The organism is Streptomyces sp. NPDC104814, from assembly GCF_055583185.1.
This window is the reverse complement of sequence record NZ_JBVJOL010000018.1, coordinates 95,252-116,391: the sequence shown is the minus strand read 5'-3', so window position 1 is coordinate 116,391 and position 21,140 is coordinate 95,252. Positions and strand designations below refer to the sequence as shown.

The 21,140-nt window shown below is 70.8% G+C and carries 14 protein-coding genes and 1 tRNA gene; 12 read left to right on the top strand and 3 right to left on the bottom strand.

The window, feature by feature from the left end:
- The first annotated feature begins 187 nt into the window (after positions 1–187).
- The 11 genes from bldG (at position 188) to ACZ64A_RS36320 (ending at position 16,694) form a co-directional block, all read left to right on the top strand.
- Entirely contained in the window at positions 188–529 is a 342-nt protein-coding gene (gene bldG / locus ACZ64A_RS36370; protein ID WP_009189842.1) for an anti-sigma factor antagonist BldG, read from the top strand.
- A 105-nt stretch (positions 530–634) separates the two neighbouring features.
- Positions 635–1,072, top strand: a complete 438-nt coding sequence (locus tag ACZ64A_RS36365) for an ATP-binding protein (RefSeq protein WP_469816259.1) — start codon at positions 635–637, stop codon at positions 1,070–1,072.
- Between the two features lie 316 nt (positions 1,073–1,388).
- Positions 1,389–3,797 (top strand): sodium-translocating pyrophosphatase, encoded by a 2,409-nt coding sequence (locus ACZ64A_RS36360; protein ID WP_469816257.1) that lies wholly within the window; start codon positions 1,389–1,391, stop codon positions 3,795–3,797.
- A 228-nt stretch (positions 3,798–4,025) separates the two neighbouring features.
- Positions 4,026–4,625, top strand: coding sequence for a small secreted protein (locus tag ACZ64A_RS36355; RefSeq protein ID WP_469816255.1), 600 nt, complete (start codon positions 4,026–4,028; stop codon positions 4,623–4,625).
- Between the two features lie 103 nt (positions 4,626–4,728).
- Positions 4,729–6,249, top strand: coding sequence for a DUF7059 domain-containing protein (locus tag ACZ64A_RS36350; RefSeq protein ID WP_469816253.1), 1,521 nt, complete (start codon positions 4,729–4,731; stop codon positions 6,247–6,249).
- Between the two features lie 464 nt (positions 6,250–6,713).
- Positions 6,714–6,911: a hypothetical protein gene (locus ACZ64A_RS36345; protein WP_469816251.1), complete on the top strand. Its 198-nt coding sequence runs from the start codon at positions 6,714–6,716 to the stop codon at positions 6,909–6,911.
- 300 nt (positions 6,912–7,211) lie between these two features.
- A complete protein-coding gene (gene topA, locus ACZ64A_RS36340) occupies positions 7,212–10,079 on the top strand; it encodes a type I DNA topoisomerase (RefSeq protein ID WP_469816249.1) in 2,868 nt (955 codons plus the stop codon).
- A 156-nt stretch (positions 10,080–10,235) separates the two neighbouring features.
- The gene (tmk, locus tag ACZ64A_RS36335; protein WP_469816247.1) at positions 10,236–13,457 is read left to right on the top strand and encodes a dTMP kinase; all 3,222 of its coding nucleotides are present in this window, start codon (positions 10,236–10,238) and stop codon (positions 13,455–13,457) included.
- A gap of 141 nt (positions 13,458–13,598) precedes the next feature.
- Positions 13,599–14,804 carry a DNA polymerase III subunit delta' gene (locus tag ACZ64A_RS36330; RefSeq protein WP_469816245.1) on the top strand — a complete coding sequence of 402 codons (1,206 nt, stop codon included), beginning with the start codon at positions 13,599–13,601 and terminating at the stop codon, positions 14,802–14,804.
- Between the two features lie 119 nt (positions 14,805–14,923).
- Positions 14,924–16,513, top strand: coding sequence for an alpha/beta hydrolase (locus ACZ64A_RS36325; RefSeq protein WP_469816243.1), 1,590 nt, complete (start codon positions 14,924–14,926; stop codon positions 16,511–16,513).
- Positions 16,514–16,620: 107 nt separating this feature from the next.
- A tRNA-Thr gene (locus ACZ64A_RS36320) sits at positions 16,621–16,694 on the top strand.
- Positions 16,695–16,740: 46 nt separating this feature from the next.
- On the opposite strand, the gene ACZ64A_RS36315 is transcribed toward ACZ64A_RS36320, so the two are convergent.
- Positions 16,741–18,147, bottom strand: a complete 1,407-nt coding sequence (locus tag ACZ64A_RS36315; protein ID WP_469816241.1) for a tyrosine-type recombinase/integrase — start codon at positions 18,145–18,147, stop codon at positions 16,741–16,743.
- Between the two features lie 98 nt (positions 18,148–18,245).
- On the opposite strand from ACZ64A_RS36315, the gene ACZ64A_RS36310 reads away from it, so the two are divergent.
- A protein-coding gene (locus tag ACZ64A_RS36310; protein ID WP_469816239.1) for an IS3 family transposase occupies positions 18,246–19,531 on the top strand; the annotation gives its coding sequence in 2 pieces (ribosomal slippage) (positions 18,246–18,519 and positions 18,519–19,531; 1,287 coding nt in all).
- Positions 19,532–19,598: 67 nt separating this feature from the next.
- Here the strand turns inward: ACZ64A_RS36310 and ACZ64A_RS36305 are convergent.
- Both ACZ64A_RS36305 and ACZ64A_RS36300 read right to left on the bottom strand, forming a co-directional pair.
- Positions 19,599–19,802 (bottom strand): helix-turn-helix domain-containing protein, encoded by a 204-nt coding sequence (locus tag ACZ64A_RS36305; protein WP_107460421.1) that lies wholly within the window; start codon positions 19,800–19,802, stop codon positions 19,599–19,601.
- A 171-nt stretch (positions 19,803–19,973) separates the two neighbouring features.
- Complete coding sequence (locus ACZ64A_RS36300; RefSeq protein WP_469816237.1) at positions 19,974–21,134, bottom strand: DUF3631 domain-containing protein; 1,161 nt, start codon at positions 21,132–21,134, stop codon at positions 19,974–19,976.
- Positions 21,135–21,140 lie beyond the last annotated feature (6 nt).

Genomic DNA, 21,140 nt, shown 5'->3' with positions numbered 1-21,140 from the left:
ATCGGATCGGTGATTCTTGGCCATCGGCACCGAGTGTGTCACTGGCGTGACGGACAATGGAGTCAAGGCGTCGTGCACGCCTGCCGGTAAGTGATCGAATGCCATCGCGGCTGGCGAACCGTCCTTGGGGCTGCAAGCCGAGGTGTCCCGAGGGACGACCGCTCGATAGCAAGGTGCTGGAGGATCCGTGGACCTGTCCCTGTCGACCCGTACCGTCGGCGATCGTACGGTCGTCGAGGTCGGTGGCGAAATCGACGTATATACCGCGCCCAAGTTGCGCGAGCAGCTGGTCGAGCTGGTGAACGACGGGAATTTCCACCTCGTCGTCGACATGGAGGGCGTGGACTTCCTCGACTCCACCGGGCTCGGCGTGCTGGTGGGCGGACTCAAGCGGGTGCGCGCCCATGAGGGCTCGCTGCGCTTGGTGTGCAACCAGGAGCGCATTCTGAAGATCTTCCGTATCACCGGTCTGACCAAGGTGTTCCCGATTCACACCTCGGTCGACGAAGCGGTGGCGGCCACCGACTGAGCCCGCCGCCCCGGCACGCCCGGGACGGCCGAGTGGAACAGCAGGGGGACCGGGCCCGTGCGGCCCGGCCCCTCGACAGCACGCCCGTAGTCGCGAGGGGGATGCATGGCCACCGTTGAACTCCGCTTCAGCGCGCTGCCCGAGCACGTCAGGACCGCCCGACTGGTGGCGGCAGCGGTGGCGCGCAGGGCCGGGGTGGACGAGGCCGTCCTCGACGAGGTCAGGCTCGCCGTCGGCGAGGCCTGCTCGCGTGCTGTCGGACTGCACCGCAGCGGTGGCATCAGTGCCCCCGTGAAGGTGCTGCTGATCGAGGAGGAGAAGCAGTTCTCCATCGAGGTCGGCGACGAGGCGCGGCATGCCACCCCCGGCGCGGGAGCGGCCGGCGCCGAGGGCGGTGGCGCCGACGCGGAGGTCGAGGAGGACGAGATGGGCCTCGCGGTCATCTCAGGCCTCGTCGACGACGTGGAGGTCACCGCCGGGGAGCACGGCGGGCAGATCCGGATGACGTGGCCGACCACACCGCCGGCCACGGCGCTCACCTGACCGCTTCGCGACCACCCGCGACACCGAAGGGCCCCCTCGTGGGGCCCTTCGTCATGTGCGGATGTCAGTGGCCGCACCTACAGTGGTTCACGCAGCGCATCGCCTCCGACGTGGGGCGTTAAGGGGCGATTGCATGTCGTGAAGAAATTCACGATCCAGGTGTCACCGGAGAGGTCTCGGGAAAACCGCCCCGGGAATGCCCTCAGGCCATTACCCGGCGACGGCGAATTCCGTTTCCCGCGCCCTGTTTACATCGGGAGCGGGTACCTACAATCCGTCCACATCGTGAGCTCAGCCCAAGCGTCAAGGAGGACGAATGGCGGAGCTTTCCATCTCACATCGATTGGGCCACCCCTCGACTCTCGCAGCCGCGGTACTGACCGACGACAACCGCATCCTGGTCGTGGTCATCGGCGTCGTCGCCCTGGCCGCCCTGGTGGTCGCGGGCGTGCTGCTGCGCCAGGTGCTCGCGGCGGGCGAGGGCACCGACAGCATGAAGAAGATCGCGGCCGCCGTCCAGGAAGGCGCCAACGCCTATCTGGCCCGGCAGCTGCGCACGCTCGGCGTATTCGCCGTCGTCGTGTTCTTCCTGCTCATGCTGTTGCCCGCGGACGACTGGAATCAGCGGGCCGGACGGTCGATCTTCTTCTTGATCGGCGCGGCCTTCTCGGCAGCCACCGGCTATATCGGCATGTGGCTCGCCGTACGCAGCAATGTGCGGGTCGCCGCGGCGGCCCGGGAAGCGACTCCGGCACCCGGTGAGCCGGAAAAAGATCTCACCGCTGTTTCGCACAAAGCGATGAAGATCGCTTTTCGTACGGGTGGCGTCGTCGGCATGTTCACGGTGGGGCTCGGCCTGCTGGGCGCGTCCTGCGTGGTGCTGGTGTACGCGGCGAACGCGCCGAAGGTGCTGGAGGGCTTCGGCTTGGGCGCGGCACTGATCGCGATGTTCATGAGGGTGGGCGGCGGCATCTTCACCAAGGCCGCCGACGTCGGCGCCGACCTGGTCGGCAAGGTCGAGAAGGGCATTCCGGAGGACGATCCGCGCAATGCCGCGACCATTGCCGACAACGTGGGCGACAACGTCGGCGACTGTGCCGGCATGGCCGCCGACCTGTTCGAGTCCTACGCGGTCACCCTGGTGGCCGCACTGATCCTCGGCAAGGCGGCCTTCGGCAACTCCGGTCTCGCCTTCCCGCTGCTCGTTCCCGCCATCGGCGTGATCACGGCGATGATCGGCATCTTCGCCGTCGCGCCGCGCCGCGCCGACCGCAGCGGCATGAGCGCGATCAACCGCGGCTTCTTCATCTCCGCGGTGATCTCGCTGGCGCTGGTCGCGGTCGCCGTCTTCGTCTACCTCCCGGCGAAGTACTCCGACCTCGACGGGGTCACCGATCTGGCGATCCGCGGCAAGGACGGCGACCCGCGCGTGCTCGCGCTGGTCGCGGTGGCGATCGGAATCCTGCTGGCCGCCGTGATCCAGCAGCTGACCGGCTACTTCACCGAGACCACCCGCCGCCCGGTCAGGGACATCGGCAAGACGTCCCTCACCGGCCCGGCCACCGTCGTCCTCGCCGGTATCTCGGTGGGGCTCGAATCGGCCGTCTACACCGCCTTGTTGATCGGCCTGAGCGTGTACGGGGCGTTTCTGCTCGGCGGTACGTCGATCATGCTCGCGCTGTTCGCGGTCGCGCTGGCCGGCACCGGCCTGCTCACCACGGTCGGTGTGATCGTGGCGATGGACACCTTCGGGCCGGTCTCCGACAACGCCCAGGGCATCGCCGAGATGTCCGGTGACGTCGAGGGCGCCGGTGCGCAGGTGCTCACCAACCTCGATGCGGTCGGCAACACCACCAAGGCCATCACCAAGGGCATCGCGATCGCCACGGCCGTACTCGCGGCATCGGCACTGTTCGGGTCGTACCGCGATGCGATCACCTCGAACGTCCGTGACGTGGGCGAGAGACTCACCGGCGCCGGCGCGCCGCTGACCCTGTCGATGGACATCTCCCAGCCCAACAACCTCGTCGGCCTCATGGCGGGCGCGGCGGTCGTCTTCCTCTTCTCGGGACTGGCGATCAACGCGGTGTCGCGGTCGGCGGGTTCAGTGGTGTTCGAGGTGCGCCGGCAGTTCCGTGAGAAGCCCGGAATCATGGACTTCACGGAGACACCGGAGTACGGCAAGGTCGTCGACATCTGCACCAAGGACGCCCTGCGGGAGCTGGCCACGCCCGGACTGCTCGCGGTGATGGCGCCGATCTTCATCGGGTTCACGCTCGGCGTCGGTGCGCTCGGCGCGTATCTGGCGGGCGCGATCGGCGCGGGCACGCTGATGGCGGTGTTCCTCGCCAACTCCGGCGGCGCCTGGGACAACGCCAAGAAGCTCGTCGAGGACGGCCACCACGGCGGCAAGGGCAGCGAGGCGCACGCGGCGACGGTCATCGGCGACACCGTCGGCGACCCGTTCAAGGACACCGCGGGCCCGGCCATCAACCCGCTGCTGAAGGTCATGAACCTGGTGTCGCTGCTCATCGCCCCCGCCGTGATCAAGTTCTCCTACGGCGCGGACAAGAGCATCGCGGTGCGGGTGCTGGTGGCGGTGCTCGCGTTCCTGGTGATCCTCGTGGCGGTCTACATCTCCAAGCGGCGCGGTATCGCCGTGGGCGACGAGGACGACAACGCCGAGCCGACGTCCAAGTCAGCCGATCCGGCGGTGGTTTCGTAGTGCGGGAGCCGATCTGATCGGCTGGTGAGCCGAGGGGGTTTTCCCAAGGAGCGGGCGGGCCGCGCGTGTTGGCGCGGTGGCCGCCCGCTCCGCTGTGTGCGGCGGGTGGCCTGAACCGGGTTCGTGAGCCTTCTCTCGCTTGGTGCTAATGGCTTCAAAAGGGGACCAAGCGGGCATCCGGAGTGCGGGTGACGCGTGGGTGGCGTGTATGTTCCGGGGCCGAGAGCCATGGAAGGGACCAATCCGGTGAACAAGAAGCTCGCGGCCGCACTGTCCGGCGGTGCGGTACTGGTACTGGCGGTGTCCGGATGCAGCAGCAGCGACAACGGCAACGAGAAACTGGACGCCTGGGCCAAGCAGGTCTGTGACGCCGTTCAGCCGCAGGCGAAGAAGATCGAGGCCGCGAACGCCGCGATCCAGAAGGAGACCTCGGACAACAGCGCGCCCAAGGACGTCCAGGCGACCGACGCGCGGGCCTTCCAGGACATGTCCGACGCGTACAAGGCGATCGGGGCCGCGGTGCAGCGTGCCGGCGCGCCGAACGTGGACGGTGGCGAGAAGAAGCAGCGCGACGCGGTGACGGAACTGAACGCGCTGTCCGCGAAGTACGCGGCGCTGAAGACGCAGGTCGACGCGCTGAACACCTCGGACCAGGGGAAGTTCGCCGACGGGCTGAAGGGGATCGCCACCGAGCTGGACAAGCTCAGCAAGAGCGGGAGCGACGCGCTGAAGAACCTGGAGGAGGGGGACGTCGGCAAGGCGATGAGCAAGCAGGAGAGCTGCAAGGCCGCGTCTGCGCCTGCGGCGCCCTCGGGGAGCGCGAGCTGACGGTCGCGCTCGACGCTCCCGCCCGGTTTCCGGTCCGGGGCCCCGGCGGGGCGGCTGCGCGGCCGTCGGGGCGCGGGCCGCGGGCGCGGGACACAATGGGGGCGTGAGTACTGCCACCCTCTTCCCCCTGCCCTCCGTCGATCGCGATGTCGCCGGGCGGTTGCGCGATGCGCTGCTCGGGGCTTCGTTCACTGCCGACGGGCTGCTCGATCTGCTCGGGGCGCCCGCCTACGCGGCGCTGGCGCGCAGCGAGACCGTGCCCGCGCTGCGGGCGACCCGTGGTGACACACCGCTGGAGACGCTCGTACGGCTGTTCCTGCTGCAGCAGCCGGTGCCGCTCGCGCGGGTCGCGGGCGTGCTGCCGGTGGACGCGTGCCTGGAGAGCGGGTGGCTGGTCGCGGTGGGCGATGGCGACGAGGTAGCCGCCGCGGTGGACGTGCGGCCGTACGGCGGTGCCGACGGGGAGGACTGGTTCATCGTCTCCGACCTGGGGTGCGCGGTCGGGGGCGCCGGCGGCATCGGGAGCCGGAACGAAGAGGTCGTGCTGGGGGTCGGCGGGGCCTCCACGACCCTGGCCGGGATCACGGTGCGTACGCCGGTTGCCGCCGCGCTGGACCTGGGCACCGGATCGGGCATCCAGGCGTTGCACGCCGCGCAGCACGCCACGCGGGTGACCGCGACCGACCTCAATCCGCGGGCGCTGCACATCGCCGCGCTCACGCTGGCCCTGTCCGGGGCGCCCGAGGCGGATCTGCGGCAGGGCTCGCTGTTCGAGCCGCTGCGGGACGACGAGACCTTCGATCTGATCGTGTCCAACCCGCCGTTCGTGATCTCGCCCGGGGCCCGGCTCACCTACCGGGACGGAGGGATGGGCGGGGACGATCTGTGCCGCTCGCTCGTTCAGGGGGCAGGGGAACGGCTGAACGTGGGCGGGTTCGCGCAGTTCCTCGCGAACTGGCAGCACGTCGAGGGGGAGGACTGGCAGGACAGGCTCAGGTCATGGGTGCCCCGCGGCTGCGACGCGTGGATCGTGCAGCGCGAGGTGCAGGACATCACGCAGTACGCCGAGCTGTGGCTGAGGGACGCGGGTGACCACCGTGCGGACCCGGCCGAGTACCAGGCGCGGTACGACGCCTGGCTGGAGGAGTTCGAGGCGCGCAAGGTCAAGGCCGTGGGGTTCGGCTGGATCACCCTGCGCCGTACGGCTTCCGACGAGCCGTCGATCACCGTCGAGGAGTGGCCGCACCCGGTCGAGCAGCCGCTCGGCGACACCGTCCGGGCCCACTTCCGGCGGCTGGACCACCTGCGTGAGCACGACGACGCGGCGCTGCTCGCGGCGAGCTACCGGCTGACCGCCGAGGTGGTCCAGGAGCAGGTCGGGCTGCCCGGCGCCGAGGACCCGGAGCACGTGGTGCTGCGGCAGAACCGCGGCATGCGCCGGGCCACCAAGGTCGACACGGTGGGCGCGGGCTTCGCCGGCGTCTGCGACGGCACGCTGAGCGCGGGCCGCATCCTCGACGCGATCGCCCAGCTCATGGGCGAGGACCCGGTGCTCCTGCGCGACCGCACACCCGCGCAGATCCGCCTGCTGGTGGAGCAGGGCTTCATCGAGCCGGCCGAGTGACGGCTGAGGAGTGACGGCTGAGGACTGAGTGACGGCTGAGGAGTGAGGGGGGCGCGCCGGGACCGCCTGTGCGCCCGTCGGCCGAGCGCGGCCGCCGCTCGCCCGGGCGCAGCCGCCCAACCGGCGCACCGCCCGTTTGACTGGTGCGCCCGTCCGCCCGTCCCGCGGTCCCGCCCGACGCGCCCGTCCCGCCCGACGCGCCCGTCCCGCCCGACGCGCCCGTCGGCCTGGCGCGCCCGTTCTGCCTCAGTCCGTCCCACGGGGTAGGCGCAGCCCCCACCCCGCCCCGGAAATTCTCGCCGCCCGAAAATTAGGCGGAAAAATTGTCCCGGCGAGGCTGCCGGGCGTGGATCGGGGTGATCGGCGGCGGGCCGTTCACCCGGGGTTCGTCTGCCCGCTGCCCGTGCGTGTCACTCTCCCGGCACCGGGCACTCGCGGACGGGAGAACATTGGGCACGCCAGCCATGGAGAGCGGACCGGCGATCTTCACAGGAGCGGTGTTCGCCCTGTTCGGAGGCGCACTGATGGTGTGGACCGCTGTCCGGGTGCGGCACGGCCGGCCGGTGGCCGGCGGTGTGAGGCCGGTCGCATCGGCGGCCCTCGCGGCGCTCGCGGCGATGGCCGCGCTGGGCGCCGGACTGTGGTGCTTCTCCCAGGTCTGAGGCCGCGCCGTGGGCTCGACCACGGGTAATGGGAACGTCACGCTCCGGACAGGGCCGAAACGGCGGGTGGGCACTCCGGGCGGCAGGATCGGCGTTTCTCGGGTTACCGTTCGAGTGGCCGTTGCGGGCTTTTCCCGTTTGACACGGGGGCGGGATGTACCGTCACACTCCGCAGCGTCACCAGCGAGCGCGCCGACGGGACCGGCGGTAGAGCCCACGGCAGCGCGCCACGAAGTGAAGACCCGACCCCGGGAAACAAGGCCTGGGGAGGCCCAGCCTCGACCGGAGAGAAGAGCGAAGTTGTCCCCGACCAGCGAGACCGCACAGGGCGGCCGCCGACTCGTCATCGTCGAGTCGCCTGCCAAGGCGAAGACGATCAAGGGCTACCTCGGCCCCGGCTACGTCGTCGAAGCGAGCGTCGGGCACATCCGCGACCTTCCCAACGGCGCCGCGGAGGTGCCCGAGAAGTACACCGGCGAGGTCCGCCGCCTCGGCGTGGACGTCGAGCACGACTTCCAGCCGATCTATGTCGTCAACGCCGACAAGAAGGCCCAGGTCAAGAAGCTCAAGGACCTGCTGAAGGATTCCGACGAGCTCTACCTCGCCACCGATGAGGACCGGGAGGGCGAGGCGATCGCCTGGCACCTCCAGGAGGTGCTCAAGCCCAAGGTCCCGGTCAAGCGGATGGTCTTCCACGAGATCACCAAGTCCGCGATCCAGGCCGCCGTCGCCAACCCGCGCCAGCTCAACCAGAAGCTCGTCGACGCCCAGGAGACCCGCCGTATCCTCGACCGCCTCTACGGCTACGAGGTCTCCCCGGTGCTGTGGAAGAAGGTCATGCCGCGGCTGTCCGCCGGGCGTGTCCAGTCCGTCGCGACCCGTCTCGTCGTCGAGCGGGAACGCGAGCGCATCGCGTTTCGTTCTGCTGAGTACTGGGACCTGACGGGCACCTTCACGACCGGCCGCGCGGGAGACTCGTCCGACCCGTCGTCGCTGGTCGCCCGCCTGCAGACCGTCGACGGCCGACGGGTTGCGCAGGGCCGCGACTTCGACTCCGTGGGACAGCTCAAGAGCGCGAACACCCTCCACCTCGACGAGGCGAACGCCCGCGCCCTGGCCGCCGCCCTGGAGAACACGCGGTTCGCCGTGCGGTCCGTCGAGTCCAAGCCGTACCGCCGCTCGCCGTACGCCCCGTTCCGTACGACGACGCTGCAGCAGGAGGCCAGCCGCAAGCTCGGCTTCGGCGCGAAGGCGACGATGCAGATCGCGCAGAAGCTGTACGAGAACGGCTACATCACCTACATGCGTACGGACTCCACGACGCTGAGCGACACCGCGATCGCGGCCGCCCGCGCCCAGGTCACGCAGCTGTACGGGGCCGACTACCTGCCGCCCCAGCCGCGTACCTACGCCGCCAAGGTGAAGAACGCCCAGGAGGCGCACGAGGCGATCCGTCCCTCGGGCGACCGCTTCCGCACGCCCGCCGAGACCGGCCTGACCGGCGACCAGTTCAAGCTGTACGAGCTGATCTGGAAGCGGACCGTCGCTTCCCAGATGAAGGACGCGACGGGCAACTCCGTCACCGTGAAGATCGCCGGTACGGCCGCCGACGGGCGGGACGTCGAGTTCAGCGCGTCCGGCAAGACGATCACCTTCCACGGCTTCCTCAAGGCGTACGTCGAGGGCGCCGACGACCCGAACGCCGAGCTGGACGACCGCGAGCGCCGGCTGCCGCAGGTCGCCGAGGGCGACGCGCTGTCCGCCGAGGAGATCACGGTCGACGGGCACGCCACCAAGCCCCCGGCCCGTTACACCGAGGCCTCCCTGGTCAAGGAGCTGGAGGAGCGCGAGATCGGCCGTCCGTCGACGTACGCGTCGATCATCGGCACGATCCTCGACCGCGGCTATGTGTTCAAGAAGGGCACGGCCCTCGTGCCGTCCTTCCTCTCCTTCGCCGTGGTCAACCTGCTGGAGAAGCACTTCGGCCGGCTCGTCGACTACGACTTCACGGCCAAGATGGAGGACGACCTCGACCGCATCGCCCGCGGTGAGGCGCAGGCCGTGCCGTGGCTCAAGCGCTTCTACTTCGGCGAGACGGTGCCTGACAGCGGCTTCGCCGCGGGCGCCGCGGGCGCCGCGGGCGGCGCGGCCGACGCCGGCAACGGCGACGGCGACCACCTCGGCGGCCTCAAGGAACTGGTGACCGACCTGGGCGCGATCGACGCCCGCGAGGTGTCCTCGTTCCCGGTCGGCAACGACATCGTGCTCCGCGTCGGCCGCTACGGCCCGTACATCGAGCGCGGCGAGAAGGACACCGAGCAGCACCAGCGCGCCGACATCCCGGACGACCTGGCGCCGGACGAGCTGACCGTCGAGCTCGCCGAGGAACTGCTCGCCAAGCCGAGCGGCGACTACGAGCTGGGCACCGACCCGTCGACCGGCCACACGATCGTCGCCAAGGACGGCCGCTACGGTCCGTACGTCACGGAGATCCTCCCCGAGGGCACCCCGAAGACCGGCAAGAACGCGGTCAAGCCGCGCACGGCGTCGCTGTTCAAGTCGATGTCCCTGGACACGGTGACCCTCGAGGACGCGCTGCGGCTGATGTCGCTGCCGCGCGTGGTCGGCGCCGACGCCGAGGGCCAGGAGATCACCGCGCAGAACGGCCGCTACGGCCCGTACCTGAAGAAGGGCACGGACTCGCGGTCGCTGCAGTCCGAGGATCAGCTCTTCACGATCACGCTGGAAGAGGCGCTGGAGATCTACTCGCAGCCCAAGCAGCGCGGTCGGGCGGCAGCCAAGCCGCCGCTGAAGGAGCTGGGCGAGGACCCGGTCAGCGGCAAGCCGGTCGTGGTCAAGGACGGCCGCTTCGGTCCGTACGTCACGGACGGGGAGACCAACGCGACCCTGCGCTCCGGCGACAGCGTCGAGACGATCACCCCGGAGCGCGGCTTCGAGCTGCTCGCCGAGAAGCGCGCGAAGGGCCCGGCCAAGAAGACGGCCAAGAAGGCGCCCGCCAAGAAGACCGCGGCGAAGAAGGCGACCACGGCGAAGAAGACCACGACCGCCAAGAAGACCGCCGCGAAGAAGACGACCACGGCGAAGACCGCGGCCAAGAAGACGACGGCGAAGAAGACCGCCGCGTCCAAGGCGGCGGCCGAGGACTGACGGCCCGTCGGCCGACGGGCGCTCCGGCCGCGGCCGGACACATGCCACGCCCGGTGTTCGCGAAAAGGCACGCCCCGGCACCCACATCGGTGTCGGGGCGCGCGTCTGTTCGGACGGTCGCCGGTGACTGACGGTGGCGCCCGATAGTCTGAATGCATGACGCGAGCCGACCAGCCAACGGCCCCCCACCCGGTCCCGGACGACGCCCTGGTAGCGGACTCCCGCGAGCGCGCCGTCCGTGCGCTGCTGCGCCATCCGCAGCTCAGGAGGCTGTGGAGCGCGCAGTTGGTGGGTGGTGTCGGAGACGTCCTCGCCCTGCTGGTCCTGGTCCTCCTCTCCCTGCAGGCGGCGATCGGCCAGGGCTCCTTCGGTGGCGGCTACCGAGGCGTGGCGTTCGCAGTGGCGACCGTCTTCGCGGTGCGCATACTGGCCACCCTGCTCTGCGGCGCGATCCTCCTCGGCCCTCTGACCAGCCTGACCTCGCCGGACGGCCCCCTCGACCGCCGCTGGACCATGGTCGGCGCGGACGGCGTCCGGGCGGCGCTGCTCATCGTGGCGCCCCTGTGGATCGACTGGACCCCGCGCGACGCGCTGGCCGCGTTGCTGGTCACCGCCTTCCTCACTTCGGTCGCCGAGCGCCTGTGGGCGGTGTGCCGGGAGAGCGCGGCGCCCGCGCTGCTGCCCGCGCCCCCGCCCGAGGGCGCCACGGTACGGCCGCTGCCGGACCACCTGGACGCCCTGCGCCGTCTGTCCCTGCGGACCGGTTTCGCATCGGTCCCGCTCGGTGCGGCCGCCCTGGTGCTCGCCGCCCTGCTGAACAACCTGCTGGGCACCGGCATCGACTGGTTCGACCAGCACACGGCGGCCCTCGCCTCGTACGGGGCGGCCGGCCTGTTCGCCGCCTCCCTGTCCGTGCTGACCTTCCTCGAGCTGCCCGCCACGCGCACCCCGCGCGCGCGCTCGCCCCTGGAGGGCCTGCGCCGCCCGAAGACCGGCACCGGCCCCGACAAGGGCCGTACCGGCGCGATCCCGCTGCTGGTATTCGCGTGCGCGGCCGTCGCCGGAGCGATCTCCGCCGCCGTCGCCGTGTGCGTGCTGCACGCCAAGGACCTGGGCGGCGGCCCGGTGCTGTACGGCCTGCTGGTCGCCGCGCTGACCGGCGGTGTCGTGGTCGGCATCCGTACGGCGCCGAAGGTCCTGGTGTCGCTGTCGCGGCGCCGGCTGCTGTCGCTGTCGATCGCCTTCACCGGCGTCGCCCTGCTGGCCGCCGGGCTCGTCCCGGACGTCACCAGCGTCCTGCTGATCGTCGCCCTGGCCGGTGTCGGTGCGGGCGTGGCCGCCAACACCGGGCACACCCTGCTCGACCAGGAGACCGAGGACCACCGCAGGCCCCGCACCACCGAGCACCTGCACGCCGTGGTCCGGGTCCTGGTCGCCCTCGCCGCCGTGATCGCGCCGCTGGTCGCCGCGGGGATCGGGCCGCACCGCCTGGAGAACGGCAAGTTCGTCTTCGCGCACGGCGGCGCCGCGTTCACGCTGATGCTCGTCGGCGCGCTGCTGCTGCCGGTGGCCGTGCTGGTGCTCGCCAAGGTCGACGACCGCGCGGGCGTCCCCCTGCGACACGACCTGCGGGACGCGCTGCTCGGTGACGACCCCGTGCAGGCGCCGGCCGCCGGCGGCTTCTTCATCGCCCTGGAGGGCGGCGACGGCGCCGGCAAGTCCACGCAGGCCGAGGCGCTCGCCGAGTGGATCCGCGGCAAGGGCCACGAGGTCGTCGTCACGCGTGAGCCGGGCGCCACGCCGGTCGGCAAGCGGCTGCGCTCGATCCTGCTGGACGTGTCGTCGGCCGGGCTGTCCCACCGCGCGGAGGCGCTGCTGTACGCCGCCGACCGCGCCGAGCACGTCGACACGGTCGTGCGGCCCGCCCTGGAGCGCGGGGCGGTCGTCATCTCCGACCGGTACATCGACTCCTCCGTGGCCTACCAGGGGGCGGGCCGCGACCTGTCCCCGACGGAGATCGCCCGGATCAACCGCTGGGCGACCAACGGCCTCGTACCGCATATGACCGTGCTGCTGGACGTCGCCCCGGAGACCGCGCGTGAGCGGTTCACGGAGGCGCCGGACCGGCTGGAGTCGGAGCCGGCGGAGTTCCACGCGCGCGTGCGTTCCGGCTTCCTGACGCTGGCCGCCGCCGACCCCGGGCGGTACCTGGTGGTGGACGCCGGTCAGGAGCCAGAGGCGGTCACGACCGTGATCCGGCACCGGCTCGACCAGGTGCTGCCGCTGTCCGAGGCCGAGATCAAGGCCCAGGAGGAGGCCCGCCGCAAGGCCGAGGAGGAGGCGCGCCGCAAGGCCGAGGAGGAGGCCGCCCGCAAGGCCGAGGAGGAGCGCCTGGAGCGTGAGCGCCAGGAGGAGCTCGCCCGGCTGCGCGCCGAGGAGGAGGAGCGCAAGCGGCGCGAGCTGGAGGAGGCCCAGCGCCGCGAGGCCGAGCGGCAGGCGGAGGAGGCCCGGCAGCGGGCCGAGGAGGCGCGCCGCCGTGCCGAGGAGGAGCGGGCCCGGCTGCTCGCCGAGGAGAAGGCCCGCGCCGAGGAGGAGGCACGGCGCAAGGCCGAGGAGGAGCAGCGGCGCAAGCAGGCCGAGGAGGAGGCCCGGCTGCGCGCCGAGGCCGAACGGCAGCGCCTGGAGAAGCAGCGCAAGGCCGAGGAGGCCCTGCTGCGGGCGGAGGAGGCACGCCGGGCGGCGGAGCAGGCCGCGGCGACCGCCCAGGCCGGCCCCAAGCCGGCCCCGCCCGCGGTGACGCCAGACGCGGCGACCGTGCCGACGCCGGTGGTCACGCCGACCAACGCGGCGGGCGGGCCCCTGGAGGAGACGGCGGTGCTGCGCCCGGTGCGCGAGGAGCGGCCCGAGGACTCGTCGGCCCGGGAGTCCGGACGTGTGGAGAAGCCCGCCGAGACCTCCGACGCCGAGGTGACGGCGGAACTGTCGCGCGCCGAGGTGACGGCGGAACTGCCGCAGCCGCCGGTGCCGCCGGGTGCGGCGGACGAGACCACGGTGCTGCCGCAGGTCCCGCAGGGCGCGGCCGACGAGACGGCCGTCCTGCCGCCCGTGCGTGAGCAGAGCCCCGCCGACCGAGTCCCGCCGGGATACTTCCGCGACGAGCCGGCCGCCCCGCGCCCGGACGGGTCCGACGACCGCACGCGTGAGCTGCCGCAGCTCGACGCGGACGGAATGCCCACGCGCCGCCCCCGCTCGGACTGGGCGGAGGAGACCCCGCTGGACGACCTGCCGACCCTGGCGGACGAACTGCTGGGCCCGCGCTACGACGACGAGGAGCACGACGAGGACCACCGCGGCCGCGGACGGGGCCGGGGGCGCTGATCCTCCGTGCGGTGACGGCCCGCCCGGCCCGGCCCGGAGGCCTCGGCCTCCCGGCCGGACCGGTCGGCGGCACCGGTTGTCAGTGGTCCCCCGCACAATGGATCCCGCACGTGACGCAGGACGAAAGGGCGGGGTGACCCCATGACCGTGTGGGACGACCTGGTCGGGCAGGAGCGGGTGAGCGAGCAGCTCGCCGCCGCCGCCCGGGACGCCGACGCCTTCGTGAGCGCGGTCGAGACCGGCACACCGGCGCCCCAGGCGTCGAAGATGACGCACGCCTGGCTGTTCACGGGACCGCCCGGTGCCGGGCACGTCCAGGCGGCGCGTTCCTTCGCGGCCGCGCTGCAATGCGTGAGCCCCGACCGTGCGCTGGGCGGCGCCCCCGGCTGCGGCTTCTGCGACGGCTGCCACACCGCGCTCATCGGGACGCACGCGGACGTCACGACCGTCGCCGCCGTCGGCACACAGATCCTCGCCGAGGACATGCGGGACACCGTCCGCAAGTCGTTCACCTCGCCGGCGAACGGCCGCTGGCAGGTCATCCTCGTCGAGGACGCCGAGCGGCTGAACGAGAAGTCGGCCAACGCCGTCCTCAAGGCCGTGGAGGAGCCCGCCCCGCGCACGGTGTGGCTGCTGTGCGCCCCCTCGATCGAGGACGTCCTGCCCACGATCCGCTCCCGCTGCCGCCACCTGAACCTGAGCACGCCCTCGGTCGCCGCCGTCGCCGACATGCTGGTCCGGCGGGAGGGCGTCGAGCCGGACGTCGCGGCGGCCGCCGCCCGCGCCACCCAGGGGCATGTCGACCGGGCCCGCCGGCTGGCCACCGACCCGGCCGCGCGGGAGCGCCGGGCCGCCGTGCTGAAGCTGCCCCTGCGCGTCGAGGACGTCGGCGGCGCCCTCAGAGCCGCCCAGGAGCTCGTCGACGCCGCCGCCGAGGACGCCAAGGCGCTCGCGGAAGAGCTGGACACCAAGGAGACCGAGGAGCTGAAGGCGGCGCTCGGCGCGGCGCAGGGCGGCCGGCTGCCGCGCGGCACGGCGGGCGTGATGAAGGACCTGGAGGACAAGCAGAAACGGCGCCGCACCCGCACCCAGCGCGACAGCCTGGACCTCGCGCTGACCGATCTCACCGGCTTCTACCGTGACGTCCTCGCCCTCCAGCTCGGCTCCCGCGTGGCCATCGCCAACGCCGACGCCGAGGACGCGCTGGAGCGCCTCGCCCGCGCCGGCACGCCCGAGTCCACCCTGCGCCGCATCGAGGCCATCGCCGCGTGCCGTGACGCCCTCGACCGCAATGTGGCGCCGCTGCTGGCGGTGGAGGCGATGACGATGGCCCTCAGAGCGGGCTGAGCCGGCCGCGAGCGGCATGGTGCGCCCCACCCGGGCCGGGCTTCGGCGCGCCGTAACTCGTACGGGTCACGTCGAGCACGCAGCGCGCCCGGTCGGTCGCGCAGCGTTACGCTCGCCGAATGCACACAAGGCGCGCTCTCCGCAGGTCCCGTGCCGCCGCCGGCCTTCTGGCCGCCGCGGCGGTGCTCGTCTCCGGCTGCTCCGACGGCGGTTCGACGGCCACCCGCAGTTCGACGGCGGCCCAGGCGGTCCAGGTGGCTTTGGCTCCGCTGCCGCATGCCACGCCGTCCGCGCTGGCGTCGTACTACGGCCAGAAACCCAGCTGGCGCGCCTGTGGTGTCCCCGGCTTCCAGTGCGCCACGCTGAAGGCCCCGCTCGACTACGCCCGGCCCGGCGCCGGGGACGTGCGGCTCGCGGTGGCCCGCAAGAAGGCCACCGGGCCGGGCAAGCCGCTCGGGTCGCTGCTGGTCAACCCCGGCGGTCCCGGCGGCTCCGCGGTCGGCTACCTCCAGCAGTACGCCGGCGTGGGCTACCCGGCCGAGGTCCGCGCCCGGTACGACATGGTCGCCGTCGACCCGCGGGGCGTGGCCCGCAGCGAGCCCGTCACCTGCCTCGACGGGCGGCAGATGGACGCGTACACGCAGACCGATGTCACGCCGGACGACCAGGAGGAGACGGACGAGCTGGTCCAGGCGTACAAGAAGTTCGCCGAGGGCTGCGGCGCGCACTCGGCGAAGCTGCTGCGGCATGTCTCCACGGTGGAGGCGGCGCGGGACATGGACATCGTGCGGGCGGCGCTGGGCGACCGGAAGCTGAACTACGTGGGGGCGTCGTACGGGACGTTCCTGGGGGCGACGTACGCCGGGCTGTTCCCCGACCGGGTGGGGCGGCTGGTGCTGGACGGCGCGATGGACCCCTCCCTGTCCGCGCGCCGGATGAACCTGGACCAGACGGCGGGCTTCGAGACGGCGTTCCAGTCCTTCGCGAAGGACTGCGTGAAGCACGCCGACTGCCCGCTCGGCGGCCCGCGCACCACGCCGCAGCGGGTCGGCGACAACCTGAAGGCGTTCTTCCGGAAGCTGGACGCGCATCCCATCCCGGCCGGTGACCCCGACGGCCGCAAGCTCGGTGAGGCGCTCGCCACGACCGGGGTGATCGCGGCGATGTACGACGAGGCGGCCTGGGAGCAGCTGCGCGAGGCGCTCACCTCGGCGATGAAGCAGAACGACGGCGCCGGACTGCTGTCCCTCGCCGACAGCTACTACGAGCGGGACGCCGGCGGCCGCTACGCCAACCTGATGTTCGCCAACGCCGCCGTGAACTGCCTGGACCTGCCGCCCGCGTTCAACAGCCCGCAGGAGGTGCAGAAGGCACTGCCCGCCTTCGAGAAGGCGTCGCCGGTCTTCGGCGCGGGCCTCGCCTGGTCGTCCCTGAACTGCGCGTACTGGCCCGTGAAGGCGACCGGCGAGCCGCAGCGCATCGAGGCCAAGGGTGCCGCCCCGATCGTCGTCGTCGGCACCACCCGCGACCCGGCGACCCCCTACCGCTGGGCCCAGGCCCTGGCAGGCCAGCTGTCCTCGGCCCGCCTGCTCACCTACGTCGGCGACGGCCACACCGCCTACGGCCGCGGCAGCTCCTGCATCGCCTCCGCGATCGACACCTACCTGCTGCGCGGCACGGCGCCGACCAGCGGGAAGCGCTGCTCGTAGCCCGCGCCACCGGCCCCGCGGCCCCCGCCTCGGGGCTGGTGCGAAGCACCCCCGGAAACTGTGTAGACTTACCGTCGTTGCCGATCGCACCATGGTGCGGGCAGCGCGCCGCTTTAGCTCAGATGGCCAGAGCAACGCACTCGTAATGCGTAGGTCTCGGGTTCGAATCCCGAAAGCGGCTCCTTTCAAAGCCCAGCTCAGACACTGTCTGAGCTGGGCTTTTGCGTTCAGCGGATGCGGCGGCGGCGCAGGGAGCGTGCCGCGCGGGTGTCGATGGTCTCACTTCTGGTCTCAGTGGGGCCTGGAGCCGGGGCCGACACAGGCGACTGCGGCGGCACGAAGAACTCGCCCATCCGCCGCATGGCGTCCTTGGACAGGTGGGACCGGCCCTTGACGTACCGCCGGGTCTGACTGATCTGCGTGTGCCGCAGGATCTCCATGATCGTGGGCATGTCTACGCCCAGTTCGTTGAGGATCGTGCCAGCGGTGTGGCGGCTCCCGTCGTACAGGCGGCGGTCATCGATCGCGGCTTCCTTGAGCAGTTCCTTGAACTCCTCGTAGTCGGCACGCGGGTCCAAGGGCCGGCCGTCCGGGCGCGAGAACACGACATCGTGCTCTTGCCACAGTTCCCCGGCGGCCTCCCGCATCGCTTCCTGCTGGGCCTTGTGGTCGTGCAGCAAGGGAACGAAGACGGGCGGGATCGGCACTGCGTTCCGGCTCTTCTTGGTCTTGGGCCGGGTGAAGGTGAGCCCGCCCTCTCTACGCTCCGGGCAGGCGCTCGCGTGCTTGGTACACGTCTTGGTGCACGGCTTCGGACAGCCACGCTTGTAGCCCCTGTGCGTGGTGCAGATCGGTGGGCACGGCTCGAAGCGGTGCAGGCGTCCTCCACAGACGTGAGGGTCGTCGCAGCCATGCCGCCACGTGAGGCGCTGTAGCTGCCACTCGGGGCGGAACAGCTCCGCTTCCAGATCGACGTATGACCAGCGCAAACCGAGCGTCTCGCCCTGCCGGAAGCCCATGCCGACACCGACGATCCACCGCATGAAGGTGGGGCGCTTCGACGCGGCTTCGAGAAATGCCTTCGCCTCCTCCTTGGTGAAGGGGTTGGCTTCGGTCTCGTCGATGCTCGGCGGGTCCACGAGCGTGGCGACGTTTTCGCCGACGATGCGGCGGCGGTGGGCGATCTTCAGGGCGCGGGACAGGATGCGGTGCACCTTCACGACATGCGAGGGAGCGTGGCCGGCGTCGAGCATGGCCCGGTACATCCGCTCCAGGTGTTCGGGCTGCAACTTGTCGATGCGGTGCTGGCCGACGCCGGGGATGATGTCGTTGCGGGTCTTGGACCAGTAGTCATCGAGCGAGCGCGGCTTGAGCTTCAGGCTCGCGATGTCGGTGAGGTAGGTCTCCATCCATGCTGCGACGGTCGGCTTACGGCCGGCGGCGGGCGCGCGCCCCTGGTCCCGCTGGCGCTCCAGCTCCTTCACCTTGCGCTTGATCTCGGCCTCGGTCCGGGCCCGGCGGTGGCGCCGATCGGGGCCGCCATCGCCCTTGACGCCCATCGTCACGCGGCCGTGCCACCAGCCATCGGCGCCGAAGTAGATGGACGACTCCATGTTGGGCTTGCGGGGGCTCATGTGCTCCTCCATGGGAGGCGCCCCGAGCGGGATGCTCGGGGTGAACCGTTCTGACTTCTCTGCCGCTCCGTTGTGAGCCAGCAGAGAGGATGGGACACGTGCCCAAGAAGATTGATACAGCCCTTCGTAGTCAGGCCGTGCGGCTGGTGACAGAGCATCGTTCGGAGTACTCCTCCGAGCGTGCACTGCACGTCCAGGTCGCCGAGTCGCTCGGTGTCTCCCGGGAGTCCGTGCGGCGCTGGGTTATGCAGCACGAGATCGACGCTGGCCAGGTCACAGGTGTGAGTACGGACGAGCGCGAGGAACTGCGCAGGTTGCGGGCGGAGAACAAGCGCCTTCGGGAGGTCAACGAGGTGCTGAAGTCCGCGACGATTTTCTTCGCGGGGGAGCTCGACCCCCGAAACCGCTGATCGCGGCGTTCGCCGATCAGATGCGAGTGGCCGGGCATGCCGTCGAGTCGATCCTCATCGCCCTGAACCAGGCAGGACTGAAGATCGCGGCACGAACCTTGCGGGCCTGGCGTGCCCCGACAAGCCCCAGCAACCAGCCCGCGGCCAGAACCGTCACCGACGCCCTCGTCGAGGACGCCGTCCGCCAGCTGGCGTTCACCACGAACGCGGCCGGCGAGCGTGTGTTGGCCCCAGAAGGGCTCTATGGCCGGCGCAAAATGCTGGCTCTCATCCGCCGCACTCTCCTGCCCGAGGCCGGGTTCGGGGCGGTGGACCGGGCGATGCGCTCGCTCGGTCTCCACGGTGTCGTGCGCGGACGAAGACCGAGAACGACGATCCCCAACCCGGCCGACGCCCGGGCCGCGGACCAGTTGGACCGCGACTTCACCGCCGAGTCCCCGAACCGAAAGTGGATCACGGACTTCACCTATGTGCGCACCCACCAGTCGTTCACCTACGTCGCGTTCATCGTGGACTGCTTCTCACAGAAGATCGTCAGCTGGCACGCCTCCATCAGGCGGGACGTGGAGCTGGTAGACGTGCCCCTGCGGATGGCGCTCTGGCGCCGCAGCCACGAAGGGACTCCCGTAGAGCGCGGCCAGTTGATCCACCACAGCGACGCAGGCAGTCAATACACGAGCATGCGGTTCACCGAACACCTGTACATCGAGGGCATCAGCCCTTCGATCGGCAGCGTCGGGGACGCCTACGACAACGCCCTGATGGAAACGATCAACGGCCTCTACAAGGCCGAGTGCATACGCACCAAGGTCTTCCACGACGGGCCCTGGCGCACTGTCGCCGACGTCGAGTACGCGACCGCTTCCTGGGTGGAGTGGTACAACAACCGCCGCCTTCACTCGAGTCTGGGCATGATCAGCCCCACCGAGTACGAGGCAGCACACTACGCTGACACAGAACCACGAGCCGACTGATCACCGGCCAACAAACCACCGGCAGGAAAGTCGGAACGGTTCAGGGCGCCTCGGTGACGTGCTTGGGTCAGTTGGGCAGCGGGGCGAGATTTGCCACGTACGCCTCAAGGTCGGCCCGCCGAATCCGGCGCGTACGGCCCAACTTGATGTATTTGAGGGCGCCTTCCGCCATCAGCTCGTAGACGGTGGAGCGGCCGATGGCGAGCGCTTCGGCGGCCTCTTCGGGCTTGTACAAGAGTCGGTCGACGGGGGCAGCAATCGCGGTGCTCATCCGGGGGTGCCTCCTTGGCAGGCGTCTCGGGCCCTTCTTGGAAGTCCGCTACAGCCGCTACAGCGCTACATTGCAGGTCAGCGGGCGTATTCGTGTAGCGGAGGGGTTGCGTGTAGCGGCTACGAATGCGCTACGGAGCTGCGGGCGTAGCCGCTACACGCTTCGGCGCCGCTACAGAGTTAGGGGCTCTGAGCTGGGCTGTAGCGGCGTAGCGGATGTAGCGGAGCCCTGGGGAGGCGGCGGGCAGTACCGCGCCCATGCGTCCGCTAGATCTTCCGTGTGGAAGCCCTTGAGGACTCCGCCGGCGGTGCGGATGTTGCGGGACTTGATGGGGGTGAGGTCGGCAGTCATGTACTCGCCGAGCATCCGAGCCAAGCGCCGGTTGTCGAGCGGCTTGCCGTCGAGGTCGGCCCACGGGGCGTCATCGAGGGCATTGAGCCGGTCGAGGATAACGATGGTGGGCAGCTTGTCCACGCCGATCAGGACGTGGTCGCGTAGGTCGGTCAACAACCGGATGCCGAGACTGCCCTTGTCGTTGGCCTTGGACGCGTTCACCAGAGACACGCACGCGGCGCGCGCCCGGTGGGGCCAATCTCCACCGACAGCGTCCGCAATCGCGAGCAGCGGTTCCCATACGTCGGCGGGGCGGTCGGTGACGCCGTCGGGCATCTCCGGCCAGGCACCCATGACGCGCTCGGTGACCTGCTCTGCCCATGCGGCGAGCCGGTCACGCAGGGCGAACCCCTCCTTCTCGTGGATGCGAGTGCGGTAGGGCTCGATCTTCTCGTTGCGAGCCCTACGGCGCATGCGGATCACGACGGAGCGATCGCGGATGGTGTCTGGCAGGGAGCCCAGCCCTGCCACCGCTACGGCAGTGTAGGAGTGGAATGCCTGCACGGTCTGGTTGGCGCCATCGCCCACGCAACGGAACATCGGCCGATTGCGGCGGTGTCCTGCGTTGATGAATCCCCTGAGCTGCTCGTTCTCCCCGGCCTTGGGGCCGAAGATGGTGTCGATCTCATCGAAGAGGATCGTTGGCCGCTTGCCGTCGACCCCGGACACCGCGCGAAAGAGCGCGGCGGCGGACGCGTCGACAGCGGCCATCGCGTTGGGCACGAGCGTTTCCACAATCTCCAACGCCCGGGACTTCCCCGAGCCTGGCTCAGGGGACAGGAAGGCCAGTCGCGGAGTCGACTCGAAGCAGTCGAGCAGGTGAGCGTGCGCGTCCCACAGCACCACGGCGACGTAGGCGGCCTCGTGCGGGAAGACGTTGAAGCGGCGGTGGAAGGCTTCCACCTCGCTGAGTAGCGCGGCGCCGTCGATGGTGGTCATGCGGCG

Bases quoted from the DNA above. Each gene is read 5' to 3' on its own strand.
- ACZ64A_RS36365 (WP_469816259.1), top strand. From the start codon at position 635: ATGGCCACCGTTGAACTCCGCTTCAGCGCGCTGCCCGAGCACGTCAGG.
- ACZ64A_RS36360 (WP_469816257.1), top strand. From the start codon at position 1,389: ATGGCGGAGCTTTCCATCTCACATCGATTGGGCCACCCCTCGACTCTC.
- ACZ64A_RS36355 (WP_469816255.1), top strand. From the start codon at position 4,026: ATGGAAGGGACCAATCCGGTGAACAAGAAGCTCGCGGCCGCACTGTCC.
- ACZ64A_RS36345 (WP_469816251.1), top strand. From the start codon at position 6,714: ATGGAGAGCGGACCGGCGATCTTCACAGGAGCGGTGTTCGCCCTGTTC.
- tmk (WP_469816247.1), top strand. From the start codon at position 10,236: ATGACGCGAGCCGACCAGCCAACGGCCCCCCACCCGGTCCCGGACGAC.
- ACZ64A_RS36330 (WP_469816245.1), top strand. From the start codon at position 13,599: ATGACCGTGTGGGACGACCTGGTCGGGCAGGAGCGGGTGAGCGAGCAG.
- ACZ64A_RS36325 (WP_469816243.1), top strand. From the start codon at position 14,924: ATGCACACAAGGCGCGCTCTCCGCAGGTCCCGTGCCGCCGCCGGCCTT.
- ACZ64A_RS36315 (WP_469816241.1), bottom strand. From the start codon at position 18,147: ATGAGCCCCCGCAAGCCCAACATGGAGTCGTCCATCTACTTCGGCGCC.
- ACZ64A_RS36305 (WP_107460421.1), bottom strand. From the start codon at position 19,802: ATGAGCACCGCGATTGCTGCCCCCGTCGACCGACTCTTGTACAAGCCC.
- ACZ64A_RS36300 (WP_469816237.1), bottom strand. From the start codon at position 21,134: ATGACCACCATCGACGGCGCCGCGCTACTCAGCGAGGTGGAAGCCTTC.